This window comes from candidate division WOR-3 bacterium, assembly GCA_026418155.1.
GTDB lineage: Bacteria > Hydrothermota > Tepidihabitantia > Tepidihabitantales > CAIPLT01 > JAOABV01.
In genome coordinates this window covers 1-24,911 of sequence record JAOABV010000011.1, presented here as the reverse complement: position 1 = coordinate 24,911, position 24,911 = coordinate 1, and the positions used below count along the sequence as shown (strand labels likewise).

Here is a 24,911-nt window from a genome sequence, read left to right as displayed (position 1 = left end):
AGTGACAATAGAATATTGATACCTTTGGTCTTTTTTTGACTCATTATACTGCCTCTTGTTTCTGTTCTTTGGCTTCACTTGAAATGACGGAACGAACAAATTCTCTAAAACCTGTTCCGGCTGGAATTAATCTTCCGACTATAACATTTTCCTTTAGACCGACTAATCGGTCTTTTTTACCTTGAATTGAGGCCTCAGAAAGAATTCGGGTTGTCTCTTGGAATGAAGCGGCAGATAAGAAACTATCGGTTAAAAGAGCAGCACGAGTTATTCCCAGAAGTATAGGATGATAGTTCGCAGGTTTTAAATTCTCCTTGGCAAGTCGTTCGTTTTCAGCGTAGATCTGTTGTCGTTCCACAATCTCACCTTCAATAAAATTAGAGTCGCCTGGATCTTCAATTTTAACTTTTCGTAACATTTGTCTGACAATAACCGAGATATGTTTATCATTTATTTTAACTTTTTGTAGTCGATACACTGCCTGAATTTGGTTGGTCAAAAATTCCTGTGCGGCAAGCCAACCTTTAACTCGCAAAATATCATGTGGGTCAATTTCCCCCTCACACAATTTATCGCCGGCTTTTACTTCATCTCCTTGACTCACCAACAAATATTTTCCATACGGTATATCATACTCCTTCACTGAACCACCTTCTGAGATAACTCGCACTTTTCTAATTCCTTTTTCCGGCGGACTAATTTCAACTCTGCCGTCAATATCCGATATGACGGCTGCGTCCTTTATCCGTTTAGCTTCAAACAAATCAGCAACTTTGGGTAATCCACCTGTAATATCTTTTGTTTTAGCAATTTCCTTTAATAATTTCGCCAACTGGTCGCCAGGCAAGACATCGTCGCCGTCATTTACAATGAGGTAGGCATCTTTGGGTAGTTCATGTTCTTCTAATTTGTGACCTTTCTCATCAATAATAAGCAATTTCGGATGTAATTTACGCTCACTATCTTCAATAATCTTTCGTTCTCTTCGTTCTGACCGTTCATCAATATCTTCACTTAAAGTTACCCCGGGTTTAACATCAACATATTTAACCTTACCTTTTTTTGTTGCCGAGATGATAATTGAGTGTGGTTCCCATTCAAAAAGTGTCTCGCCCGCAGTTACAGAAGATTTATCTGCGACTCTCAACACCGCATCTTTCGGAACATCAAATGATAATACTCTACCATCACTTTGAAGCAAAAGTTTTCCTGGAGTTAATGTTACGATTTCACCATCACTGCGTTTGGTTAATTTTAAGCCTTCAAGTTTAATTTTACCATCAAATTTAGCAGTGGCTTTAGTTTGTTCACCAATTCGGGTTGCAATACCACCAATATGGAATGTCTTTAAAGTCAATTGAGTTCCAGGTTCACCAATGGACTGTGCCGCAATTACTCCAACTGCTTCGCCAATTTCTACGAGTCGGCCGGTGGCTAAATTTCTACCGTAACATTTAACACAAAGACCATCCGGTGCCTCACAAGTTAAAACCGAACGAACCGATACTGACTCGATACCGGCATTTTCAATCTCTTCGGCTAACTCATCGGTGATTTCTTCGCCTGAATGAACAATAATTTCATTAGTTAATGGATTCACAATATCATTGAGCGCAATTCGACCTTGAATCCGTTCTGATAAAGATTCAATAATTTCACCACCTTCTCTTAATGCTGAAACTTCTTGACCTAAAATTGTCCCGCAATCTTCCATTGTAATTATAACACTTTGAGCCACATCTACTAATCTTCGAGTCAAATAACCGGCCTCAGCAGTTTTTAGAGCAGTATCAGTAAGTCCTTTTCTTGCACCATGAGTAGAAATAAAATATTCCCAAACTGAAAGACCATCACGGAAGGAACTTTTAATCGGAGTTTCGATTACCTCTTCGCCCAAACCGCCCCTTTGAGGTTTTGCCATTAAGCCACGCATACCCCCAATCTGGGAGGCTTGGGTTCGAGAACCGCGAGCTCCGGAATCAATTAACATATAAATCGGATTAAACCCATCTTGGTCCAAAGACAACTTTTTCATCAATGCCTCTTCAACCTCTGCTGTAGCTAATGTCCAAATATTGACTACTAAATTATATTTCTCGCTTTCCGTAATATAACCGCGTTTGTAATTATTGTAAACTTTCCGCAGTTCCTCTTCGCTCTTTTTGAGAATTTGATTTTTAACTTCAGGGGTAACAATATCACTAATACCGATTGAAAGCCCGGAGATTGTTGCTACTTCGAAACCGAGATTTTTAATTGTATCCAACAGTTCCGCGGTTCTTAAAGTACCATATTTACGATAACAGCGGTCAATTAATTTAACCAGTTTTTCTTTATTATAAACTTCATTCACAAATCGCAAATCCTCAGGCAGTGCTTCATTAAAAATCACCCGTCCGACTGTGGTATTAATTTTTTCTTTCCGATATCGGAATTGAATCGGTGTATGAAGAGCAAGTTCACCTAGACGCCAAGCAGTATGTACTTCCTTAAAGTCGTCGTAAACTTTTTTCGGATTTACTGATTCCTCAGAGTGAGGATAGGTTTTCGTCAAATAATAGATACCAGCCACAATATCTTGAGAAGGCGCCATTAATGGAAATCCATGTGCTGGCGACAAAATATTATTCATTGATAACATTAAAATTGCTGATTCCAAGATTGCCTCCGGCGTAAGCGGGACATGAACCGACATCGTATCACCATCAAAATCAGCATTGAATGGTGGACAGACCAAAGGATGAATTCCGATTGCTCGATGTTCTGAAAGAACTGGAAAAAACGCTTGAATCGAAATCCGGTGTAATGTCGGAGCCCGATTTAATAGAACCGGATGCTCTTTGGTCACTTCTTCCAAAACTTCCCAAACTTCAGGTGCCTCTCGTTTATATAATAATTTTGCGGTCTTTTCGCCCTGGGCAATATTCTTTTCTTCTAACTTACGCAGAATTATCGGCTTAAATAATTCTAACGCCATTTCTTTAGGTATACTACATTGAGTTAATTGTAGATTCGGGTCAACCACAATTACTGACCGACCGGAATAATCGACGCGTTTACCTAGTAAATTATGTCTAAATCTTCCTTGCTTACCTCTTAAAACTTCACACAATGACTTCAAAGGTCGATTTCCTTTGCCGCGAATCGGTCTCGGTCGCCGTTCATTATTAAAAAGGGCATCAATTGCATCTTGCAGCATTCGCTTTTCATTTTTCAATATTATATCAGGAGTTTTTATTGCCAACAAATGTTTAAGCCGGTTATTACGAACTATCACCCGTTTATATAAATCATTTAAATCCGAAGTTGCATATCGGCCACCTTCCAAAGGCACTAACGGTCTTAAATCAGGCGGAATTACAGGCAATACTCTTAGAATCATCCATTCCGGTTTAGCACCGGAATTACGAAAAGATTCGACAACTTTCAATCTTCTTAAAAGGGCAAAACGGCGTGAGGTTTCATGTTTAATTTGAGTCCGCAACTCAGCGGACAAGTCATCTAAATCAATTCGACTCAAAAGATATTCTAAACTTTCGGCACCAGTCGCTGCAACCAAACCTTCATATTCGTTTTTAACTTTCAAATAATCCTCATCCGACAATAGATCCGGTGCTTTTTTACCCGGCTCAATTTTTCTATAAGGTGAATCACCTGGCTCTAAAACCACGTAGACCTCATAATTCAAAATACTTTCCACTTCATTGGTTGTCAAATCAAGCATTAAAGCAATCTTTGAAGGTGGAACTTGGTAAAATAAAGGATGGGCAATTGGGACCACCAATTCAATATGTCCCATACGTTCTCTTCGCACTGAAGAAGTAGTAACTTCAACTCCACATCGGTCACAAATAATCCCTTTATAGCGAATTTTCTTATATTTACCACAATTACATTCATAATCATTAACTGGACCAAAAATCCGTTCGCAGAAGAGTCCATCGCGCTCGGGTTTTTGAGTACGATAATTGATTGTCTCGGCTTTAGTCACTTCACCATAGGACCAACTACGGATTGTTTCAGGTGAACAAATTCTCAACCTTAATGCATCAAAATCTAAAAAATCTTTATTAGTCATTGCTACCTTTATACCTGTAAAAATTATTTTCTTTCATAATATAAATTATTTCTTCTTAGTCTTCACTGATTCTTTAGTGAAATCATCCTTTTCTTTTTCTGGAATCAGTTCCAACCCTAATCCCGCCAATTCTTTAACTAAAACCGAAAACGACGCTGGTATTTTTGGTGAGGGAGGATTTTCGCCCCGAATCAAAGCATTATAGAGCGCACTCCTTCCTTCAACATCATCTGATTTTATCGTCAACATTTCTTGTAAGGCGTGAGCTGCACCATAGGCTTCTAATGCCCAAACTTCCATTTCACCAAACCGCTGACCACCAAATTGAGCTTTACCACCTAATGGCTGTTGAGTTATTAATGAGTAATTACCGGTCGAGCGGGCATGAATTTTATCATCTACCATATGGACTAATTTCATCATATAAATATAACCAACAACAACTTTCTTATCAAACGGCAAACCAGTTCTGCCGTCATATAAAGTAACTTTTCCATCTTCAGGCAAACCGGCGCGCTTCAGTTCGTTTTTAATATCTTCAATTGATGGCCCTTCGAAGACCGGACAGACCGCTTGATAACCAAGTATTTTTGCTGCCCAGCCAAGATGACATTCTAAAATTTGACCGATATTCATTCTGGAGGGAACCCCTAAGGGATTAAGTACAATCTCAACAGGTGTCCCGTCTTCTAAATAGGGCATATCTTCTCGTGGTAAAATTTTACTTACGACACCTTTATTACCATGCCGGCCAGCCATTTTGTCTCCGACAGATAATCTTCGTTTCTGAGCAATAAATATCGTAACCGATTTTAGTACTCCCCGTGGTAATTCATCTCCATGGGTAACTCGCTCAATCTCTTCTTTTTCATTCTTATCAAGTAAACTTTTCATCTTATTATATTCAGATAGAATTTGATTAATTTCAATAATCTTCTTCTCGCTTGATATTATCTTTTGTAAATTTTTAATTTTTGCTGGCCGATACTTACTAAAAAATTCTTCGGTGAATTTCTCACCACTTTTAAGAATAATATTATCTTTAGTATCTCGAACATTAGTTTCGGCTTTTTCATTAACCAAAATAGCTCGGATTTTTTCGTCAAATTGCTCTGATAAGAATGCTTTTCGCATCTCATATTTTCGTTTAATGTCTTCAATTCTTTCCGCCTCCAGACGACGGGTTAACGGTTCATTGTCATGACGAGACAAAATTTTTCTATCAATGACAACTCCGGAAACACCGGGTTCTACTCGTAATGACGTATCCCGGACATTAGCGGCTTTTTCACCAAAAATTGCGCGCAATAATTTTTCTTCTGGTGTGAATTCGGTCTCACCTTTAGGCGTAATCCGCCCAACCAAAATATCTCCTGGTGTTACTTCGGCACCGATTCGGATAATTCCGAACTCATCAAGGTTTTGAAGTTCTTTTTCGGTAACACCTGGGATATCGCGCGTAATTTCCTCTGGGCCTAATTTTGTCTCGCGGGCTTGAATTTCAAACTCAAGAATTTGAATTGAGGTAAATTTGTCTTCTTTTATCAAGTCTTCTGATATCACAATTGCATCTTCATAATTATAACCACGCCAAGGAATATATGCTACCAATACATTTCTCCCTAATCCCAATTGGCCCTCATCAGTAGATGGTCCATCTGCCAATAAATCGCCTTTTTTTACCTTTTGCCCTAATTTTACTACCGGTCGCTGATTAAAGCAGGTATACTGATTAGTCTTCATAAACTTCTTTAACCGATATTCTTTGAGTCCGTCTTCTGTTCTTAATACAATACTGGCTGCATCAACTTTCATCACTTTGCCATCTTCCTGAGCACACACTACCGCACCAGACTCAACAGAAAATTTAGCTTCAACTCCAGTGGCGACAACTGGTTTTTCCGGTACTAACAGCGGTACTGCCTGACGCTGCATATTGGCTCCCATCAAGGCACGGTCAGCATCGTCATGTTCAAGAAATGGGATTAAGACTGTTGAAGGTGCGAATAATTGTTTAGGAGAGATATCCATATACTGGACGCTTTCAGGATTCGTTGTAATAATATCGCCTTGGTACCGACAAATTACTTCTCTCCCAATGATTCTTCGTTCCTCATCAAGTAATGCGTTGGCCTGGGCGATTATTGCAGACTCTTCTTCCTGAGGATTAAGATACACAACTTGCTTTGTAACAACACCATCTTTAACTTTCCAATAAGGTGTTGTTAAAAATCCATATTCGTCAATTTGGGCATAAGTCGCAATAGTTGTGATTAAACCGATATTAGGTCCCTCTGGTGTTTCAATTGGGCAGATTCTTCCGTAGTGTGAATAATGGACATCTCGGACTTCAAAACCGGCAGTCTCTTTAGTTAAGCCTCCAGGTCCTAAAGCGGAGATTCTGCGCTTATGTGTCAATTCGGCTAAGGGATTAGTCTGTTCCATAAATTGCGATAATGGATTTTGTGAGAAAAATTTACTTACCGCATTAGCAACAACTTTACTATTAATCAGTTCGTTAGGCGTAATTTTCCTTGCATCCAAATAAGAACTACGTTCTCTAATATTTTGTACTAATTGTAGTAAGGCATTGCGAAATTGATTCTCTAAGAGTTCACCTACCCTACGAACTCGACGATTGGCCAAATGGTCAATGTCGTCAGACAATTTTCGCATAACCTTAAAGTCGAGTAAGCGGTCAATTACCATAAAGATATCTTCTTGAGTAAAGGCTTCTGAATCGCTGATGCGCTTTTCGCCCTTCATTGGTCCGTTTCGGTCCTGCCCTTCTGGTCTGATGCGCTCATTGAGTTTGTATCGACCTACTTTACCTAAATCGAATCGCTTCTGGTCAAAAAGCATACCTAAAATTGTGGCGCGGGCAACTTCAAGCGAATGGGGGACTATCCCGCGAAGTCGCGTATATATCTTCTTTACTGCTTCGTCCGATGTCATTATTTTATCATTTTCAAAAGTATTTATCAAAATTGCTAATTTTTCCTTAAATTGATTATTGTTTTCAGGAATTTCGACGACATATGCTTTATTAATACCTTTAGCTTTTAAGAATTCTATCAGTTGTTCAGTCACTTCTTCGCCAATATGGGCCAAAAGGGGTCGTTCGTTTAAATATTCGTTATTAGGGCCCTTATCAATCGCTAAGTTATTAGAATTTTGCTCCTGATTCTTTTTAGGGGTAGTCTGTGACTCAGAAGCAATTTTGTTTTCTGTTTCCCCATAAATAGATTTAGCAATTACTTGTCCAACTTTTAAACTTTTCTCTTCAACGGAAAATAATTTTGCTATTACTTCTTCGTAAGAATATCCGATGGCTTGCAAAAAGGTTCCCAAACCGATTCGACGTCTTCGGTCTAACAAAATCGCCATTGTGTTGTTTTTATCAATAACAAATTCTACCCAGACGCCTCGCAAAGGAATAAGAAGCGCTGAATGTCCGTCTTCTTGACGTGAGAAATATAATCCCGGTGAACGATGAAGTTGACTAACGACCACGCGTTCGATACCATTAATAATGAAAGTACCGTTCTCGGTCATATTAGGCAACTCGCATAAAAAGACCTCTTCTTCCAGAATATCTTTTACTCTTCCCGTATCGGCTTCTTTCTTCACCAAACGGAAAATTACTTTTAAAGGAATGGTATAAGAAACTTTCTTTTCAACTGCTTCTTCTGGTGTATATTTGGGTCGGTCTAAAATATAGCCAACATATTCCAATTGAAAATTTTTCCGTGGCTCATCAATATTCAACGTTTCCCGAAACAGCGCTTCTAAACCTTCGTTCTTTCTTTCGTTCCATGGTACATCAATCTGCAAAAAGGAACGAAACGATTCTTGTTGAATTGCTAACAGATTCGGGATTTCCAAAAAAGTTGGTCTTTTAGAAAAATTTTTAATCATATGGTACTACTGTTTCATATTGAGAAAAAAGAATAATTACCTCTCATGAAGCAAAAAGCATCTAGTGAATAACAAATACCCAAAAAGATTATTCACTTTATTTCAACTTTTGCTCCGACTGTTTCCAGTTTTGATTTAATTTTTTCGGCTTCTTCTTTTGTCACACCTTCTTTAATTACAGATGGCGTATTATCAATTACATCTTTGGCTTCCTTTAATCCCAGGTTAGTCAATGCTCGGAGTTCTTTTAGAACCTGAATTTTCTTATCGCCTACTGAAACTAAAGTTACGGTAAAATCGGTTTTGGCCTCTTCGACAGGTGCTTCCGCGGTTGCGGTCGGAGCTGTTGCTTGTGGTGCACTTGGTGCATAGGCAATATTGGTTATGCCAAATTTTTCCTTAAGTGCTGCCACCAAATTAGCCAATTCCATAACGGTTAAAGATTCAATTGACTCAATAATTGTTTCAACTGATGTCTTTTCTGTTGCCTTTTTTACTGTTGTCATATTTTCCTCCACATTATTATCAGTGATCTTCATTTTGAAATATCACACCTGACCATATAGCCGTCAGTGCCTTGAGGCAAAGTTTTTAGCCATAAGTAACTGACTATATCGCTGGATACCAGGCATGATAAAAATTTGATTTTTCCAATATTTACTAAAAATTCATTTGATAGTAAATTTAGCATTATTAACTTTGTTGTTCTGTAGTTGTTGGATCGGCACTTTCCGAGTTAGTCGCCATATGTGATTCGGACGAATCAATGGTTCGTTTCTGCGACAATGCTTCTAAACTACCAATCAGTTGCCTTAATAGGCTTTCTAAAATAAACACTAATTCCTGTACTGGTTGCGTCAATACCAAGATGACTTGAGCCCGTAATTCTGATTTCGTTGGCAAACTTGCCAGAAAGTCGAATTTCTCTTTGGAATAGATACCGTTTTCAACATAAGCACCTTTTACTTTCAAATCACTATTTTTCTTTATAAATTCCTTTAATACTTTTGCCGGAACCAAAGCATCTTCATAAGAAAAGATTAGCGCCGTTGGTCCAGTAAAAAATTCATCAATACCTTCAATGCCTAATTCATTAAGTGCTCGAAGCGCCAATCGATTTTTAACGACCTTCAGATTCATTTGCATAGAATGTAACTTCTTGCGAAGTTGAGTAATATCAGAAGCCTTTAGTCTACTACAATCCGCAAAATAAATACCTTTTGCTTCATAAACTAACTTTTTTAGACCTTCTACTTTTAATATTTTTTCCTGTGACGGCATAATGGAATTTCCTTCCAGTACTATTTCAATAATTTCTTTTCCATATTTCTATGAATGATTTGATAGTCAAAAGTAACATTATAGAGCAACATAATTAAACTTCCTTCCGGGCTAATTCGACGACTTCTTTAGTATCGATCTTAAAAGCAGGCCCCATTGTAGCAGAAATAGTTATTGTGCGCAAGTATTGTCCTTTTGCAGATGCTGGTTTAACCTTCTGTAATTCTGATATAACCGCGAGAATATTTTTTTCTAATTTTTCTGGTTCAAAAGATGCTTTACCCACTATCGTATGGACATTACCAGTTTTGTCGGTCTTGAATTGGATACGTCCGGCTTTAAGACTCTTTATTGCGCTGGCAACATCAAAAGTTACTGTTCCAGTTTTAGGTGAAGGCATTAGTCCTTTTGTGCCTAAAATCTTACCTAATTTACCAACTTCGGACATAACATCCGGCGTTGCCACGACAACATCAAAATCTAACCAACCTTCTTTAATTTTATTAATATATTCATCTAAACCGACATAATCCGCTCCAGCATCTTTGGCTTCTTTCTCTTTTTCACCTCGAGTCAACACTAAAACTTTAACAGTTTTGCCGGTACCAAAAGGTAAAACAACACTACCGCGCACCATCTGGTCCTGGCGTTTGGGGTCGATTCCAAGATTAATTGCTAAGTCAATAGTTTCGTCAAATTTGGTACTTGCCGATTCCTTCACTTTTTGAATTGCTTCAGACAGAGAATAAACCGGTTTCTTTTCAATTTTATTAAGAAGATTCTGATATCGTTTACTACGCCGTTTCATTTATCCTCCACTACGGTTAACCCCATTTGTCTTGCCGTGCCTTCAATTATTTTCATTGCTGATTCAATATCCTTTGCATTCAAATCTGGCATTTTTTTTAGTGCAATTTCTCGAATTGCGCTTCGGGTGACAGTTCCTACTTTTGTCCGATTAGGTTCACCTGACCCTTTGGCTAGACCTGCGGCCTGTTTTAATAAGACAGACGCCGGTGGTGTTTTGACCACAAAAGTAAAACTTCGGTCCGAATAAACTGTCAAAAGCACCGGGGTAATAATACCTGGTGGTTGATTTTTGGTTGCCGCATTAAAAGCTTTGCAGAATTCCATAATATTTACGCCATGCTGTCCTAAAGCAGGGCCGACCGGAGGTGCCGGAGTAGCTTGACCCGCCGGGACCTGAAGTCTAACTACAGCGACAACTTTTTTCGCCATTTTATACTCCTAAACAATTAAAATCTTTAATTTCCATGTTCTCACAATAATCTTTCCTTATCTTTATGTTGCCTAATAACAACCATCGATTTAAATCAAATATCAAAGAAATATTTAGTTTTTTATGCTTAATTCTCTGTTCTATCAGACACATCATATTGCTTGCACTTCAAAAAAATCTAAATCAATTGGCGTTGGTCTTCCAAAAATCGTAACAATGACTTTAATCCGGCGCCGGTCAGGGAAAATTTCTTCGACACTTCCGGAAAATCCGGTAAAAGGACCATTGATAACCTTAACCATTTCGCCTTTGCTAAATGGAATTTCTTGTCGAATCTTCTTAACACCGCTTTCAAGTTGCTGTAGAATTTCATCAACTTCTTTTTCGTCTAAAGGTGTAGGTTTTGTCTTTGTCCCTAAAAGATGGGTTACACCCGGAATCGAATTTACCAACTTGAAAGTCTCTTCAGATGGTTCCATTTCAACAATAATATAGCCAGGATATAACTTCCGTTCTTCTTCTTCAGGCATCGATTTACCTTTCTTAAATCGGGTAATATGTTCAACCGGCACAATGATTTTACCAAATTGGTCTTTTAGATTTTGGGTCTCAATCGCTTTTTCAATCATTGCTTTCACTTTTTTCTCTTGACCGGTAACAGTATGAACAACGAAAAACTTCATCGCACTTAAGTCTATTTATTCAAACCTAATTCAAACCATAAATCCGATCTTTAATGATAGACATCCTTTTTGTCTCTTTTCCGATGAATACACTGTAGATATTGATATACATTCAAAATTCATCTTAAAATAAGGTGGAGTAATCGAGAAAACAACAAGTCAAAAATCATTACAAAAAGAGCCATAATCAAAGAGAGAACAATAACAACTACTGTTGTCGAAAATAATTCTCTTGGCTTTGCCCATGTGACTTTTTTCAATTCGCTTATAACGTTAAGCAAATAGTCTTTAATTTTTTTTAATAAATTCATTATTATGAGCGATTATTGGCAAATTTACAGGCCTGGAGGGATTTGAACCCCCATCCCCCTGATTTGGAGTCAGGTGCTCTAGCCGTTGGAGCTACAGGCCTAATTACGTTTATAAACATAAATCCAACATTTGATGTAAAATCAACTATCTTCTATTTGACTTCCCGGTGCACTGTATGTTTTCGGCAATATGGGCAATACTTATTAAGTTCCAGTCGCTCTTGACTCTTTTTATTCTTGGTTGTCGTATAATTTCTATTCTTACATTCTTTACACGAAAGAGTAATTAAAAGTCGCATTGTTTTAACACTTTCTTATTTGCACGGAAAGGATATCAGAAAAATTTAAGAATAGCAATTACTATTATTCGATAACCTTGGTCACAACACCAGCACCAACTGTTCTGCCGCCTTCCCTAATTGCAAATCGTGAACCGGCTTCCAGGGCAATGCTGGTAATTAACTCGACTTCGAGATTAACATTATCACCCGGCATTACCATTTCAACACCTTCAGGTAATTTGACGGTTCCAGTGACATCTGTGGTTCGGATATAAAATTGTGGTCGATAACCGGCAAAGAAGGGTGAATGTCGTCCACCTTCTTCTTTCGTTAAAACATAAACTTGTCCTGTAAACTTTTTATGCGGTTTAATTGAACCCGGTGCTGCAACTACCATTCCCCGCATTACTTCGTCCTTTTCGATACCTCGTAGGAGAATTCCGATATTATCACCTGCAATACCTTCATCTAAAATCTTACGGAACATTTCTACTGATGTGGCCACGGTCTTATGATATTTGTCAAAACCAATAATTTCAACTTCAGTACCTGGCTTAATTCTTCCGCGTTCAACTTTACCGGTAACCACTGTGCCTCTACCTGTAATAGAGAAAATATCTTCGATTGGCATTAAGAATGGTTTATCAACTTCGCGCACCGGCTCAGGAATAAATTCATCAAGCGCTTTAACCAATTCGAGAATTGAATTACAATCTGGACAAGTTCCACATGCACATTTAAGAGCCTTCAAGGCACTACCACGAATAACCGGTGTTTTATCGCCGGGAAATTCGTATTTATTTAAAATTTCCCGAATTTCTAATTCTACCAGATCAATTAATTCTGGGTCGGAAACCAAGTCAACTTTATTGATATATACCACAATTGCCGGAACATTTACCTGTCGGGCTAATAGCACATGTTCTTTAGTTTGAGGCATCGGACCGTCTGCTGCGGAGACAACCAGAATTGCTCCGTCCATTTGAGCCGCCCCGGTAATCATATTTTTAATATAATCAGCATGCCCAGGGCAATCAATATGAGCATAATGTCGTTTTTCGCTTTCATATTCAACATGGGATACAGCAATTGTCAAAATCTTCGTCTCATCCCGACGTCCTTGAGAAATACTCGCTTTTGCGACTTCATCATAACTTTTATATTCAGCTAATCCCTTTTGGGATAGCACTTTAGTAATCGCAGATGTCAAAACCGTTTTACCATGGTCAACATGTCCAATTGTACCAACATTAACATGAGGCTTTTTTCTTTCAAACTTTGCTTTTGCCATTAGTTCCTCCCGAATTGGGGTTCTCGACTCATTCTTCGTCGAAAACAACCAAAATTATTATCTATTTTCATCTTCAATTTATTTTCGTCTTCAATTATTAACTTAATTTGTTTTCCATTAAAGTTTTAACCAGCCCACGGCCGGAATTGAACCGGCGACCACATCCTTACCAAGGATGTGCTCTACCGACTGAGCTACATGGGCAAGGGTATAATTTTTAATTATAATAATTTTAAACCAATTTGTCAACCTTAAAATTTTTAATACAGGTTATTTGTTAATTGAACCCGTAGTTTTTTATTTATTAATTTATGTATAGTTTGTATATATTTTAAGTATTAAGTATTATATATAAAATATTACAATAATGCAAGTACGAAAATTGTCGAAAATAATTTTTTCATTGATTATTTATTTTATACTCATTATCAAATAATTTTATTCATTAAACTTGGATTAGAAAATTCTACTAAATCTACTTTAAAATGCAATATAAAAATTTTAGAGCGGAGAACGGGACTCGAACCCGCAGCCTTCTGCTTGGAAGGCAGAAGCTCTACCATTGAGCTATCTCCGCACAATTCAGTTCGCTTAAACTACTTAAAATGGGCAGGGAAGGATTCGAACCTCCGAAGGCAATCGCCAGCAGATTTACAGTCTGCCCCCGTTGTCCACTTGGGTACCTGCCCAATTATAAATTGCCAACACAACAACTTCCAATTATCATTTTAAGCCGACAGAGGGATTCGAACCCCCGACCTGAGGTTTACAAAACCACTGCTCTACCAACTGAGCTATGTCGGCAAATGATATTCACTTTAAGATATATACTATCGAAAAAATGGCATTCCGTCAAGAACCTTATTACTGATATTTAACTTCATAAAGGCGTTCTCTTTTTCTTATTATTAAAATTATCTCTCATAGGAATATACTCCTTTTTATTTTTAACATATCAATCCTACATTTACATAGAATATCATACACTAACTTACGAGACCTCGGGAAATGAACTATAGAACACACAGAAAATAGAAAGAAATTTCAGTAAGGTCTTACAAAACGGTTTTTAGTTATTAAATGCAATCTCACATTGGTCAGTATTATCATCCAATACAGATTTTTATTAATTAATAAATTTAAGATTGATTTTGGGTAGTGACAGAAAAATATAAAATATCCTTCTCTACCAAGAGAACACGGAAAAAGTCAAGTTTTACTATTGAATATAGCGAACTTGCTGGGTATTTTTCTGTGGTTTCCTTGATATTTTTTCAGAGTGCTCTATTAAAGTATCTTGACAAAAGTAGACTTAATGGCAAAATAGTTTTAGACAATCTATGAAAATTTATATTGGCACTTCAGGTTGGTTTTACCCCTGGAATTTAGATCGAAGTTTGGATTGGTATGTTGCCAACTCAAAATTAAATTCAATCGAATTAAACGCCTCCTTCTATCGTTTCCCCTTTCCCAACCAAATAAACTCTTGGACAAAAAAAGGAAAAAACTTAAGATGGTCAATCAAAGTTAATCGTCGAATCTCTCATCTTTTTAAATTTAAAAAAGACAGTTATCCAGTTTGGCAAGCATTTTATAGTCTTTTTTCGCCCATGCAGGAGTTGATTGATTTCTATCTATTTCAACTCCCACCATCGTTCACACCTGACGATAAACATATATTAGCCGAGTTTATAAAGTTTAGCAATCTCAAAGATAAATTTGCTTTAGAAGTAAGAAATCTAAACTGGTTTACTGATAAAGAAATTAATTGGGCAATGAAACTAAATATTACCTGGGTCTCAATTGATGCGCCCAAATTCCCTAACGCAATTTATCAAACATCAGATAAAGTTTATTTGAGAATGCACGGACGGACCGACTGGTATCAATACAATTATTCCCAAAAGGAACTTGAAGAAATAGGTCAACGCATCAAGATATTAAAACCGAAAGCAGTTTACATCTATTTCAATAATGACCAGGATATGTTAGCCAATGCCAAACTAATGTGGCATATAATGAATGACTAATAACAAAATCTTAAAATTTACTTTTTGAAAACAATTGAGTGAAATCATCTGGAATACAATGTTATTGATAATACTTTTGGAATACTAAAGTAATATCTGTTGATAAGTCTAATAGTAAACCATACAGTAATATTTATGGGAATTATTTAAGCAGAAAGATATATTAAAAGTGGGCGATACCTGATTTGAACAGGTGACCTCTTGCATGTGAGGCAAGCGCTCTAACCAACTGAGCTAATCGCCCACATTAGCAAATAGCCGTTGGCTTATTGCTTATAAAATAAGGATACCGAATCTTAAGATAATGTCAATACTGCTTATATTAATCCGTGATATTAAAAAATAACCCCGCACTAACATATTAGTGCGGGGCAAAGATATTAGGAAGTTTGTTTAGAACTTAATATTTACGCCTAACTGCCATCTTCTTAAATCCGTAAGTTGTGCGAAGTTTAAGAAGTTCAATTCGATATTGTCATTTATTTTAAATCCTAAGCCATAATGATAAGTAGTCGCATTGCTCATTGAAATCTTTGTTTCAGCCTTTGACCTCTTAGAATCTAATTCATCTTGTGGTTCAGTTATTATTGTGTCGCGGAATGAGGGGTTTTGACAATGAAGAACATCGCGTTCATAAGTTTCGCCACTATCGGCTAAGACCATTTCGCTGCAGTCTTTCAGAGTAAGGGTAATTTCTTGAGTGACGCCTAATCTCAATACTAATCTATTAGTTAAGAACGTTTCTAAACCTGCAGGAATTTTTAATGAAAGTCCACCCGTGCAATTCTTAATATCGTAATACTCACCATTATTTCTTTTTTCAATATATTCAGTAGTATCAGGAACATTTTGATAATAGTGTTTGGCCTTAAACTCGGGTTCAAGTTTTATTTTCAGGTTTGATGTGAAATATGAGGGCAATAAACCAATCGCAAAAATATTTTGCCTATCAAATGCTTCAAATTTCTTCTCACCACCAATGCCAAGCGCAATTTTAAAATAATTTAGAGCACCGTCAAATTTCTGAGTAGCAAGTTCCGAACTCTCTATTTTCTGTCCACTGGTCTGTGTGTTTAATGTATAAGTGGTATCTGTCATCGTTCCTTTTACTGGTTGATGTGAATAGGATATTTCACCTAAGAATGATACTGAATGTTCGTCGCTTCTTCGTTTGTTCCGACCGTTTAAGGCTAAGAAGACCCCGCTACTTTCCTGTTTTTCAATTACTTCATGGAAATTTTTCAGTAGACTGGTCAAACTTTGACTCACAAGACTATGCAAACTTGCATTCATAAAATTATTAGGAACAACACCTTTCGTTTTATCGTAGCCGAACGAAAAGCAGAAAGCCATTTCGTTTTCTGGTTCACCCATTACGACACCAGCTAAGAGTGGTAATGCAAATACATTCGCTTTTGATTTCGTCTCATTTTTGTTATAATTATAACTTAGCATTGTATCATGACTGAATTGATAATGAATAGTAGTAGTTCGATTAATGAACTCGTCATTGATTTTTTGGGGAGCAATCATAAGACCCAGGTCGTAATTACAGATTTTCTTGCCGAAAATCAGATTCAGTGTATTATTAATATAATTATCAACCACTTCGGTTTTTGTGCTATCAATAATTTTAACAACGCCTACTTTTTCAATACTATCTAATTCATTAGTTGATTTTAAATTCCATCCGCCGGTTTCTAATAGTGCACCACATTTAATATTTCGAATTGTGGCAATTCCACCTATCAAATTATAGTACATTGAAGGAGTATAAGTTGGGTCAAAAATATATGCCGGTTCCGAATTTAGCCCGGAAAGATTCGTATAGATATTAGTTCCATCGATACGGTTGATATACGCCGGATTGAAAAAGAGGTCAGAATACTCGTCATCGACAATACCGACCAAGTCAGGTCCTAATCCGCGCATACGCATTGACACCGGTACAATTGCTAACGCAATTGTTGCTGTTAGTAATATACCAAGTATTACTTTATATTTACACATAGTGCCTCCTGTCCTGCACTAATTTAACCCATCATCCAATAAATGGGTTTGTGGATACTATAATAAAAATAATATATTTGTCAAGGATAAAATGCAAGCGCTTTTGAAAAAGTCATTTTAATCACGAATCCACAAATATCAGCAAATGACTAATTAGGGCTCTTGGGATTCCGATGATTTTTCAAAATTCATTAATGCTAATGTTGAGATACACCAAAAAACGGAAGTTTTTTGAGTTCTTTCTCTAATTTCAAAGTCAAATAGCCAAAACCAACACCTAACATTGCACCTGCTAAAACATCCGACGGATAATGTTCTCCTAAATAGATTCGGGAAAGCCCTATGATTACTCCAAAACTATATAATGGAATGGCTAATTTATGATATTTAGCACTATAGACTGTTGCCAATGAGAAATAACTAAGAGTATGACCTGAAGGAAACGACGAGTTCCATCGTGAAGTCGATTGATTTTCTGGTCTTTGCCGATTAAAAATTCCCTTTAAGATAACACCGGTAATCGAGGCACTGACCCAAGATGTTACTGCTAACTTGGCAACTTTTTGTTCTTTTTCGCCACCAAAATAAAAGACCGCCAAATTACTTGTTGCCAGTGCCATTGGGCTTGATGCATATTCAGTAAATTCCATCACCCTATCCATTGTTGGAGAGCGCCAGTTGTTATGTATCGTATTATATAATGATTGGTCAATGTTGTCCGCCCAAAGGGTTATTAAGCAAACAAACAATACTAAAGGTATCAAGATCTTAGAATTTTGTCGAAATCTACCGTTTCTATCAAATAAAGAAATTTTCGGATTCAAAATATTACCTCAACATTAAGTTTCTTATTTTTCGCAATATCCAAGATGCGTTGTCTTAACTCAGTTTCATAGTTTTTTTGATTAAGAATTAAATTTTGATAGAAAATTACTGCCTCAGGATAAAAATTTTTAATCTTTGATAGAATTACAGGGATTTTTTGTTTGGGATAATTTAACTTATCAACCAGTATCTGCTCAACCCCTGTATCGCAAAAAGTATCAAATATCTTATCCAGTGCCGATTCAGTGTCAGAAAAATAAGGTAACACCGGACCAAAGAATATATTCGTTTCAATACCTGCGTCGACTAATTTCCTGGCACAATTGAGACGATTTTCTACGGAATCGGCATTAGGTTCAAAGATTTTTCTAATATTATCATCAATAGTTGTAATCGTTATTTCCACTGAACAATTATTATAATCTTTAAGTAAATCAATATCCCGGCAAATCAGCGCTGATTTCGTTAAAATCTCAAAGGGAAAATTATTTTGCTTGAGAATTTCAATCGCCGTTCGCGTCAAGCGTTTTTCGTTTTCAATCGGTTGATAAGGGTCAGATACACTTCCAATACATACTCGGCCAATTTTTTTCTTTTTTACTTCTTTTAATAAAACTTCACCTAAATTAATTTTAACATCAATAAATTCGCCCCACTCCTCTTTATGTCCGGAATATTCTTTCATAAAGGTTGCATAGCAATAGAGACAACTATGCGCACATCCGATATAAGGGTTGATACAATAGGACATTTTAGGAATTTTAGAATTATTAAGAATGTTTTTGGCTTTAACTTCTCTGATGACAGGATTTTGCACAATAATTATAATTTAGGCCTTAAATAGTCGTCAGTCATTAGTCTTTAGTCCTTAGAGACTGAAGATACAGGATTTTGCACAAAATTATAATTTAGGCTTTAAATAGTCGTTAGTCATTAGACTTTGGTCCTTAGAGACTGAAGATGTTGTTTAACATATTTACCGATAATGTCAAATTCAATATTAACCCAATCACTGATTCTTTTATATTTTAAGTTTGTGTGGTCATAAGTATACGGAATGATATTAATCCCCACTTTTTGACCTTTAATGTTAGCAACGGTCAGGCTAATCCCGTCGACCGCCACTGAACCTTTTTCAACAATATTTTTACTTCCAGATTTTGAGGTTTGAATTTCGATTGTCACCAATCCTGGCATTTTACGAATATTAGTAATTCGTGCCTTTTCATCAATATGCCCTTGGACAATGTGTCCTTCTAATCGGTCCGACAATCTTCTGGCTCGCTCTAAATTAACATAATCACCAATTTTAATTAAAGATAGATTAGTCATTTTCAAAGTCTCGGCAACTGCTTCTACTTGAAACATATCTTTTTGGGTATCGATAACCGTCAGGCAACATCCATTAACCGCAATGCTATCAGATGCTTTTAATTCGGAACTAAATGGTGCTGAGATTGTAAAAATTCGATTATTGGTTTGTGTTCGAACACTTATTACTTTGCCTAAATATTCAATAATGCCTGTAAACATTTAATCTCGGGTTAATAGTTTTTTAGTTCTGCTGAGATTTTAGTTTGCCATTTAAGTAGCCTTCGACCATAAAATCTTTTCCTAATTGGATAATTTGATATTTTTCCAGCCGAATTACTGATTTTAAACCACTTAATCTTAAGTAATCCGAAAATGTAATTCCCTTACCCAATATTTTCGGTGCATATATTAGGTAAATTTTATCGACAATACCCTTTTGTAATGCTGAACTTGCGACTTTTGCTCCGCCTTCAATGAGAACGGAGGCAATATTGCGCTGGGCTAATTCTTGTAGAATGTCATCCCAGGATAATAAACCAGCACTTATTCTAATTGGGATTATCTCTAAATTTTTTATTTTTGACTGGTATTTTTGATATTTGATATTTGATTTTTGATTTTTAATCGTAAATATAATCGTCGGATTGGGTCCATTTAATACCTTAGCATCTGGTGGGGTCTTTAAATCTGGGTCTAAAACTACTCGGGTTAGTCTTTTTTTCGGTTCAATCCGACAAGTTAATTTGGGATTATCTTTTAATATTGTGCCAATTCCCACTAAAATTGCGTCCGCATCTTTTCTCAATTTTTGGTCAAATCTTCGACTTATCGCAGATGTTATCCACTTAGATTCTCCGGCATCTGTGGCAATGCGGGCATCTAGCGTTACGCCAAGTTTTAAGATAACAAACGGCAAGCCCGTTTTAGTAAACTTAAAATACGATTCATTCTGTTTTTCAATTTTATCTTTTAAGATACCAACTTTAATCTTGATTCCGGCTTTTTGTAATTCAAGTATTCCTTTTCGGCACACCTGAGGATTACAATCATAGGTTCCAATCACCACTTCTTTTATACCGGCTTCAATTATTGCGGGCACGCAAGGCGGAGTCTTCTTTTCCCAATAATTACACGGTTCTAAGGTTACATAAAGTGTTGCGCCTTTGACTGATTCCCAAGCATTTTTTATCGCATTAATTTCGGCGTGGGCATCGCCAAATTTCTTATGATAGCCTTGACCAATAATTTTATTATTTTTAACAATCACCGCTCCGACTAACGGATTGGGTGAGACAAAACCGCGTCCTTTCTCCGCAAGTTCGATTGCTTTTTGCATATAAAATAAATCTTGCGCACTTTGAGGGTTCATAATCTATTTTGCTCGTGATTTATCCCGGCTAATCTTAAAGACAGATGTCCATTCGAGATTATCTGAGTGGACAAGAAAATTTTTTATTTTTTCTCTTGACTCTGTTGGGCTTTTTTAGCAGTTTCAATAATCTTCCCCGCAATTTCTTTAGGCACTTCTTCATAATGAGAGAACCGCATTGTGAAATAACCTCGGCCTTGAGTAATTGACCGCAGTGTATTGGAGTACTTATACATTTCGGCTTGCGGAACTTTTGCCTTTATCACTTGGAGATTTCCTTCGGCTTCAACGCCCATTATCTTACCGCGTCGGGCGTTCAAATCACCCATAATGTCGCCAACAAATTTTTCTGGCACTGTCACTTCAACATCATAAATTGGCTCTAATAAGACCATCCCGGCTTTTTCGCATGCGGCCTTAAATGCTAATGAGCCCGCAATCTTAAAAGCAATATCAGAAGAATCAACTTCGTGATAAGAACCATCATAAATTGTCGCTTTCAAATCAATTACCGGATAACCGGCCAAGACACCGTTAGCCATTGTTTCCACAACCCCTTTTTCCACTGAAGGAATATATTTTGCCGGCACCGCGCCACCGTAGATTTCATCAACGAATTCAAATCCTGTGCCCCGTTCTTTGGGTTCAATCCGTAGCCAAACATCACCATATTGACCTCGGCCGCCACTCTGTTTTTTATATTTTCCTTGGGCTTCGGCTTTTTTGACAATTGTTTCTCGATACGGAATTTTCGGTTTTTCCAAGTCCACAGAAACATCAAACTTTCGTTTTAGTCGGCCAACAATTACATCCAGATGCAATTCACCTAAGCCGGAAATTAACTGTTGTTTCAGTTCGTGGTCATAGACATAAGTAAAAGTTGGGTCTTCTTCATGCAGTCGTAAAAGACCATTAGAAACTTTCTCTTCATCGCCTTTTGACTTGGGCACAATTGCTACTGAAATCGAAGGTTCAGGAAATTCAATCGGCAACAACTTAATTAATTCTTGTGGACTTGTTAAAGTGTCTGAAGTTTTTGTTTGCTTCAATTTGACCAGAGCGCCGATTTCGCCGGTTCGTAACTTATTAGTTTCTGAGCGCTCCCGACCTTTAACATAATAAACTTGATTAATCTTTTCTTCTCGTTCCACAGTCGCATTTATTAAAATACTTCCTGATTCAATTGTTCCTGAGAAAACTCGCACATAGTTCAAATCACCAATATGGGGCTCGGAAACCGTCTTAAAGACAAAGGCTAACGCCGGACCATTAGGGTCAGGATTGCGTTCTATCGGTTGTTTGGTTTTAAGGTCAATCGCTTTTATCTTTCGGTTAAGGGCTAAGCCGCTCAAGAAATCTACGGCAAAATCAAGCATCACATCAATTCCGATATTATCATAAGCATCACCGCATAAAACCGGAAAGATTTTTTGAGATTTGATGCCTTCTTTAACCGCAGATTTTAATTCTTCGGATGTAATCTCGGTGCCTTCGAGATATTTATTCATTAGCGTCTCGGAAAAGTCTGATGCAGACTCAATAATCTTCTCGCGTAGCGTACTAATTTGGTCTTGAAGACTATCAGGTACAGGCACTTCTTTGCGCACATTGTCTTGGTAAGTATAACCTTTATTTTCTAAAATATTAACCACGCCTTCAAAACTTGCTTCTTTACCTATAGGAAGAAACAGAGGACAGACACCACTGCCCCATTCCTTAATCAAGTCTTCAATAATTTTGTAAAAGTCGGCATTTTCCTTTTTTAATTTGTTAATGAAAATTATTCTCGGCAATTCTTCTTTATTAATATATCGCCAGATTAATTCCGTTCCGACTTCAATACCCGAAGTCGCATCAATTACCACTACCGCACAATCAATGGCTCGTAATCCGGAAAGCACTTCGCCAATAAAGTCTGCATATCCCGGGGTATCAACGATATTGAAATAATGGTCTTTATATTCACCATAACCTAAAGCAAGATTAATACTAATTTTTCGGGCGATTTCATCTTCATCGTAATTCAACAGTGAAGTTCCATCATCAACCCGACCTAAACGGGTATTCTGTTTTAACAAATAAAGAATTGCTTCACCAATGGTTGTCTTACCACAACCACCGTGACCAAAAAAGCCAAGATTAATTATCTTATCAGCACTATATTCTTTCACTACTGCCTCCAGATATTAAAAAATTACGATTAAATTCTATTCCATATTCAGAAAACATAAGATAAATTATAAACTTACAGCATAATTTCTGTTTCGTAATAATCACTTTCAACCAAAATGACTTCTCTTTATTTCGCAAAATCGTGTTAGATAAAGCATAACAAAATATTTCTTAAAGTCAATTAGCAAATTTATAAGACATTTGACCTCCTTGTCAACATTTATGAAATTGGCACAAAAATAATCCTAATTGCAAACGCTCAAAATAAAAATACAAGGCAAGACAATAAAAACTTTAATCGATAGTATTTTTAAATTCAAAGTTAGGCATTCAAAACCAAAATTAATTGAGACCTTCTCTGAAAAAGAAACCTGAAAACAATCACAACCTGCATCCGTATTGAAGAGAACACAGAAAAATTGCAAGAAGTATTCAACAATTTCAATACTTTCTGTAACAAAACTGACACCCTCAGAATTCTCTTAATATTCCCCTGACAGCACTTTGATTCCATATTAATCTTTAGCGAATCTATTGCTCGGGAGGCAATATGAGTAAATATAAAAAGTTGTCGGTAATTCTTCTCTCTGCATTTTGTATCCCGCCAATTCTTTTATATTCGCAGGTTGACAATATTTGGGTTAGGAGGTACAATGGACCAGAAAATAGTGAGGATGTCGCAAAATCGATTATAGTTGATAATGCGGGTAATGTTTATGTCACCGGTTATAGTTTCTATTCTAATACCGGTTATGATTATCTAACAATCAAATATAACTCTATGGGCCAAATTCAATGGTCTCAAAGATACAATGGTCCAGCAAGCAGTTATGACCGCGCATGGGCAATTGCCCTCGATAATGCAGGTAATGTTTATGTAACTGGACACAGTGAAGGTGCGGGCACTAATTGGGACTATGCGACAATTAAATGTAATTCAGCCGGCCAAGTCCAGTGGGTTAAGCGATATAATGGTCCAGATAATTACTTTGATGTTGCATCCGCAATTGCAGTTGATGGTCAAGGCAATGTCTATGTAACCGGCACAAGTTGGCAATACGGCACGAGTTATGACTATGTGACGATAAAATATAATTCAAATGGAGTTCAGCAGTGGGTGCAAAGATATAACGGTACAGGCAATGGCGATGATGCTGCATATGCGATAGCAGTCGACAATTTTGGTAATGTTTATGTGACCGGCGAGGCATATTATCCTAACTCTGACTTTGATTATGCAACAATCAAATACGATTCTTTGGGAAATTTACAATGGTTAAGAACCTATAATGGGTCAGGAAATTATTTTGATGGAGCAACAGCAATTGCAATCGATAGTTATAACAATATCTATGTCACCGGCTCCGGCTTTGGCTCTGGTACGGAACGCGACTATGCAACAATCAAATACAATTCCGCTGGAACTTTGCATTGGGTGCAAAGATATAACGGCGTAGGAAATTCTTACGATTATGCAAATGCAATTGCGATTGATAATGCGGGTAATGTTTATGTCACGGGCAGAAGTGCCAGTTCAAACAGTTATCCCCTTAATTATGATTACGCCACGATTAAATATAATCCCAATGGCATTGAGCAATGGGCAAAAAGATATAACGGATTGGGTAATAGCAATGACCAAGCCTATGCGATTGCGGTAGATAATCAGGACAATATCTATGTAACTGGTTCAAGCAACTCCAATACTTCATCTGATTATACAACAATCAAATACAATTCCGCAGGTCAAGAACAATGGTGCCTAAGATATAACGGTATAGGAAACAGTGACGATGTTGCATTCGCAATTGCCCTTGACACTTCCCACAATATCTACATCACGGGCTATAGTTATGCCACGAGTGTAGGAAATCCAGACTATGTAACAATTAAATATGGAGCGACTTCAACGATAGAAGAATCAAAGATTATGGTTGACGCTAAATACTCAACGCTAAAAATTTATCCCAATCCGGCAAAATCTGTGATTCGTGTTTGTTGTCCGTCATCTGTAGAATGCGTAAGAATTTATGATGTGACCGGAAAGTTGATAAAAGTTCAAGAGTTCAAAGGTTCAAAAGATACTAAGGTTTCGCTTGATGGTATAA

At 37.0% G+C, this 24,911-nt stretch carries 17 protein-coding genes and 6 tRNA genes; 2 read left to right on the top strand and 21 right to left on the bottom strand.

The annotated features are described in order from the left end of the window. Nucleotides 1-43: 43 nt before the first annotated feature. From rpoC to N2201_02610, 14 genes are all read right to left on the bottom strand, one after another. Nucleotides 44-4,078, bottom strand: a complete 4,035-nt coding sequence (gene rpoC / locus N2201_02675; protein MCX7785118.1) for a DNA-directed RNA polymerase subunit beta' — start codon at nt 4,076-4,078, stop codon at nt 44-46. 45 nt (nt 4,079-4,123) lie between these two features. Further along, nucleotides 4,124-7,996 (bottom strand): DNA-directed RNA polymerase subunit beta, encoded by a 3,873-nt coding sequence (gene rpoB / locus N2201_02670; GenBank protein ID MCX7785117.1) that lies wholly within the window; start codon nt 7,994-7,996, stop codon nt 4,124-4,126. Between the two features lie 92 nt (nt 7,997-8,088). After that, nucleotides 8,089-8,502, bottom strand: coding sequence for a 50S ribosomal protein L7/L12 (rplL, locus tag N2201_02665; protein MCX7785116.1), 414 nt, complete (start codon nt 8,500-8,502; stop codon nt 8,089-8,091). A 187-nt stretch (nt 8,503-8,689) separates the two neighbouring features. Beyond that, complete coding sequence (gene rplJ / locus N2201_02660; GenBank protein ID MCX7785115.1) at nt 8,690-9,277, bottom strand: 50S ribosomal protein L10; 588 nt, start codon at nt 9,275-9,277, stop codon at nt 8,690-8,692. A gap of 94 nt (nt 9,278-9,371) precedes the next feature. After that, nucleotides 9,372-10,085 (bottom strand): 50S ribosomal protein L1, encoded by a 714-nt coding sequence (gene rplA, locus N2201_02655; protein MCX7785114.1) that lies wholly within the window; start codon nt 10,083-10,085, stop codon nt 9,372-9,374. Further along, nucleotides 10,082-10,516, bottom strand: a complete 435-nt coding sequence (gene rplK, locus N2201_02650; protein MCX7785113.1) for a 50S ribosomal protein L11 — start codon at nt 10,514-10,516, stop codon at nt 10,082-10,084. Before rplK ends, rplA begins: the two co-directional genes overlap by 4 nt. A gap of 153 nt (nt 10,517-10,669) precedes the next feature. Continuing rightward, entirely contained in the window at nt 10,670-11,200 is a 531-nt protein-coding gene (gene nusG, locus N2201_02645) for a transcription termination/antitermination protein NusG (protein ID MCX7785112.1), read from the bottom strand. Between the two features lie 338 nt (nt 11,201-11,538). After that, nucleotides 11,539-11,612: transfer RNA gene (locus N2201_02640), tRNA-Trp, on the bottom strand. A 51-nt stretch (nt 11,613-11,663) separates the two neighbouring features. Continuing rightward, on the bottom strand, nt 11,664-11,810 hold the full coding sequence (rpmG, locus tag N2201_02635; protein MCX7785111.1) for a 50S ribosomal protein L33: 147 nt from the start codon (nt 11,808-11,810) through the stop codon (nt 11,664-11,666). A 64-nt stretch (nt 11,811-11,874) separates the two neighbouring features. Further along, a complete protein-coding gene (tuf, locus tag N2201_02630; protein ID MCX7785110.1) occupies nt 11,875-13,083 on the bottom strand; it encodes an elongation factor Tu in 1,209 nt (402 codons plus the stop codon). A gap of 131 nt (nt 13,084-13,214) precedes the next feature. Continuing rightward, nucleotides 13,215-13,287, bottom strand: a tRNA-Thr gene (locus N2201_02625). A 301-nt stretch (nt 13,288-13,588) separates the two neighbouring features. Further along, a tRNA-Gly gene (locus N2201_02620) sits at nt 13,589-13,660 on the bottom strand. Between the two features lie 29 nt (nt 13,661-13,689). After that, nucleotides 13,690-13,772: transfer RNA gene (locus tag N2201_02615), tRNA-Tyr, on the bottom strand. 42 nt (nt 13,773-13,814) lie between these two features. Further along, nucleotides 13,815-13,887: transfer RNA gene (locus N2201_02610), tRNA-Thr, on the bottom strand. 536 nt (nt 13,888-14,423) lie between these two features. Here N2201_02610 and N2201_02605 point away from each other — a divergent pair. Continuing rightward, the gene (locus N2201_02605; GenBank protein ID MCX7785109.1) at nt 14,424-15,113 is read left to right on the top strand and encodes a DUF72 domain-containing protein; all 690 of its coding nucleotides are present in this window, start codon (nt 14,424-14,426) and stop codon (nt 15,111-15,113) included. Between the two features lie 170 nt (nt 15,114-15,283). On the opposite strand, the gene N2201_02600 is transcribed toward N2201_02605, so the two are convergent. From N2201_02600 to fusA, 7 genes are all read right to left on the bottom strand, one after another. Next, nucleotides 15,284-15,357, bottom strand: a tRNA-Val gene (locus N2201_02600). Nucleotides 15,358-15,506: 149 nt separating this feature from the next. Then, nucleotides 15,507-17,123, bottom strand: a complete 1,617-nt coding sequence (locus tag N2201_02595) for a hypothetical protein (protein MCX7785108.1) — start codon at nt 17,121-17,123, stop codon at nt 15,507-15,509. Between the two features lie 197 nt (nt 17,124-17,320). Further along, the gene (locus N2201_02590; protein MCX7785107.1) at nt 17,321-17,872 is read right to left on the bottom strand and encodes a phosphatase PAP2 family protein; all 552 of its coding nucleotides are present in this window, start codon (nt 17,870-17,872) and stop codon (nt 17,321-17,323) included. A 71-nt stretch (nt 17,873-17,943) separates the two neighbouring features. Then, complete coding sequence (locus N2201_02585; protein MCX7785106.1) at nt 17,944-18,765, bottom strand: radical SAM protein; 822 nt, start codon at nt 18,763-18,765, stop codon at nt 17,944-17,946. A gap of 116 nt (nt 18,766-18,881) precedes the next feature. After that, nucleotides 18,882-19,481 (bottom strand): riboflavin synthase, encoded by a 600-nt coding sequence (locus tag N2201_02580; GenBank protein ID MCX7785105.1) that lies wholly within the window; start codon nt 19,479-19,481, stop codon nt 18,882-18,884. 22 nt (nt 19,482-19,503) lie between these two features. Then, entirely contained in the window at nt 19,504-20,631 is a 1,128-nt protein-coding gene (gene ribD, locus N2201_02575; protein MCX7785104.1) for a bifunctional diaminohydroxyphosphoribosylaminopyrimidine deaminase/5-amino-6-(5-phosphoribosylamino)uracil reductase RibD, read from the bottom strand. Nucleotides 20,632-20,714: 83 nt separating this feature from the next. Next, a complete protein-coding gene (gene fusA / locus N2201_02570) occupies nt 20,715-22,802 on the bottom strand; it encodes an elongation factor G (GenBank protein MCX7785103.1) in 2,088 nt (695 codons plus the stop codon). Between the two features lie 551 nt (nt 22,803-23,353). On the opposite strand from fusA, the gene N2201_02565 reads away from it, so the two are divergent. Further along, the coding region (locus N2201_02565; protein MCX7785102.1) for an SBBP repeat-containing protein at nt 23,354-24,911 on the top strand (1,558 nt) is incomplete at its 3' end.

Coding starts and splice junctions, on each gene's coding strand:
- N2201_02580 (MCX7785105.1), bottom strand. CDS start 19,481: ATGTTTACAGGCATTATTGAATATTTAGGCAAAGTAATAAGTGTTCGA.
- N2201_02605 (MCX7785109.1), top strand. CDS start 14,424: ATGAAAATTTATATTGGCACTTCAGGTTGGTTTTACCCCTGGAATTTA.
- nusG (MCX7785112.1), bottom strand. CDS start 11,200: ATGAAGTTTTTCGTTGTTCATACTGTTACCGGTCAAGAGAAAAAAGTG.
- rplK (MCX7785113.1), bottom strand. CDS start 10,516: ATGGCGAAAAAAGTTGTCGCTGTAGTTAGACTTCAGGTCCCGGCGGGT.
- tuf (MCX7785110.1), bottom strand. CDS start 13,083: ATGGCAAAAGCAAAGTTTGAAAGAAAAAAGCCTCATGTTAATGTTGGT.
- rplA (MCX7785114.1), bottom strand. CDS start 10,085: ATGAAACGGCGTAGTAAACGATATCAGAATCTTCTTAATAAAATTGAA.
- ribD (MCX7785104.1), bottom strand. CDS start 20,631: ATGAACCCTCAAAGTGCGCAAGATTTATTTTATATGCAAAAAGCAATC.
- rpoC (MCX7785118.1), bottom strand. CDS start 4,078: ATGACTAATAAAGATTTTTTAGATTTTGATGCATTAAGGTTGAGAATT.
- rpmG (MCX7785111.1), bottom strand. CDS start 11,810: ATGCGACTTTTAATTACTCTTTCGTGTAAAGAATGTAAGAATAGAAAT.
- rplL (MCX7785116.1), bottom strand. CDS start 8,502: ATGACAACAGTAAAAAAGGCAACAGAAAAGACATCAGTTGAAACAATT.
- rplJ (MCX7785115.1), bottom strand. CDS start 9,277: ATGCCGTCACAGGAAAAAATATTAAAAGTAGAAGGTCTAAAAAAGTTA.
- rpoB (MCX7785117.1), bottom strand. CDS start 7,996: ATGATTAAAAATTTTTCTAAAAGACCAACTTTTTTGGAAATCCCGAAT.
- N2201_02595 (MCX7785108.1), bottom strand. CDS start 17,123: ATGTGTAAATATAAAGTAATACTTGGTATATTACTAACAGCAACAATT.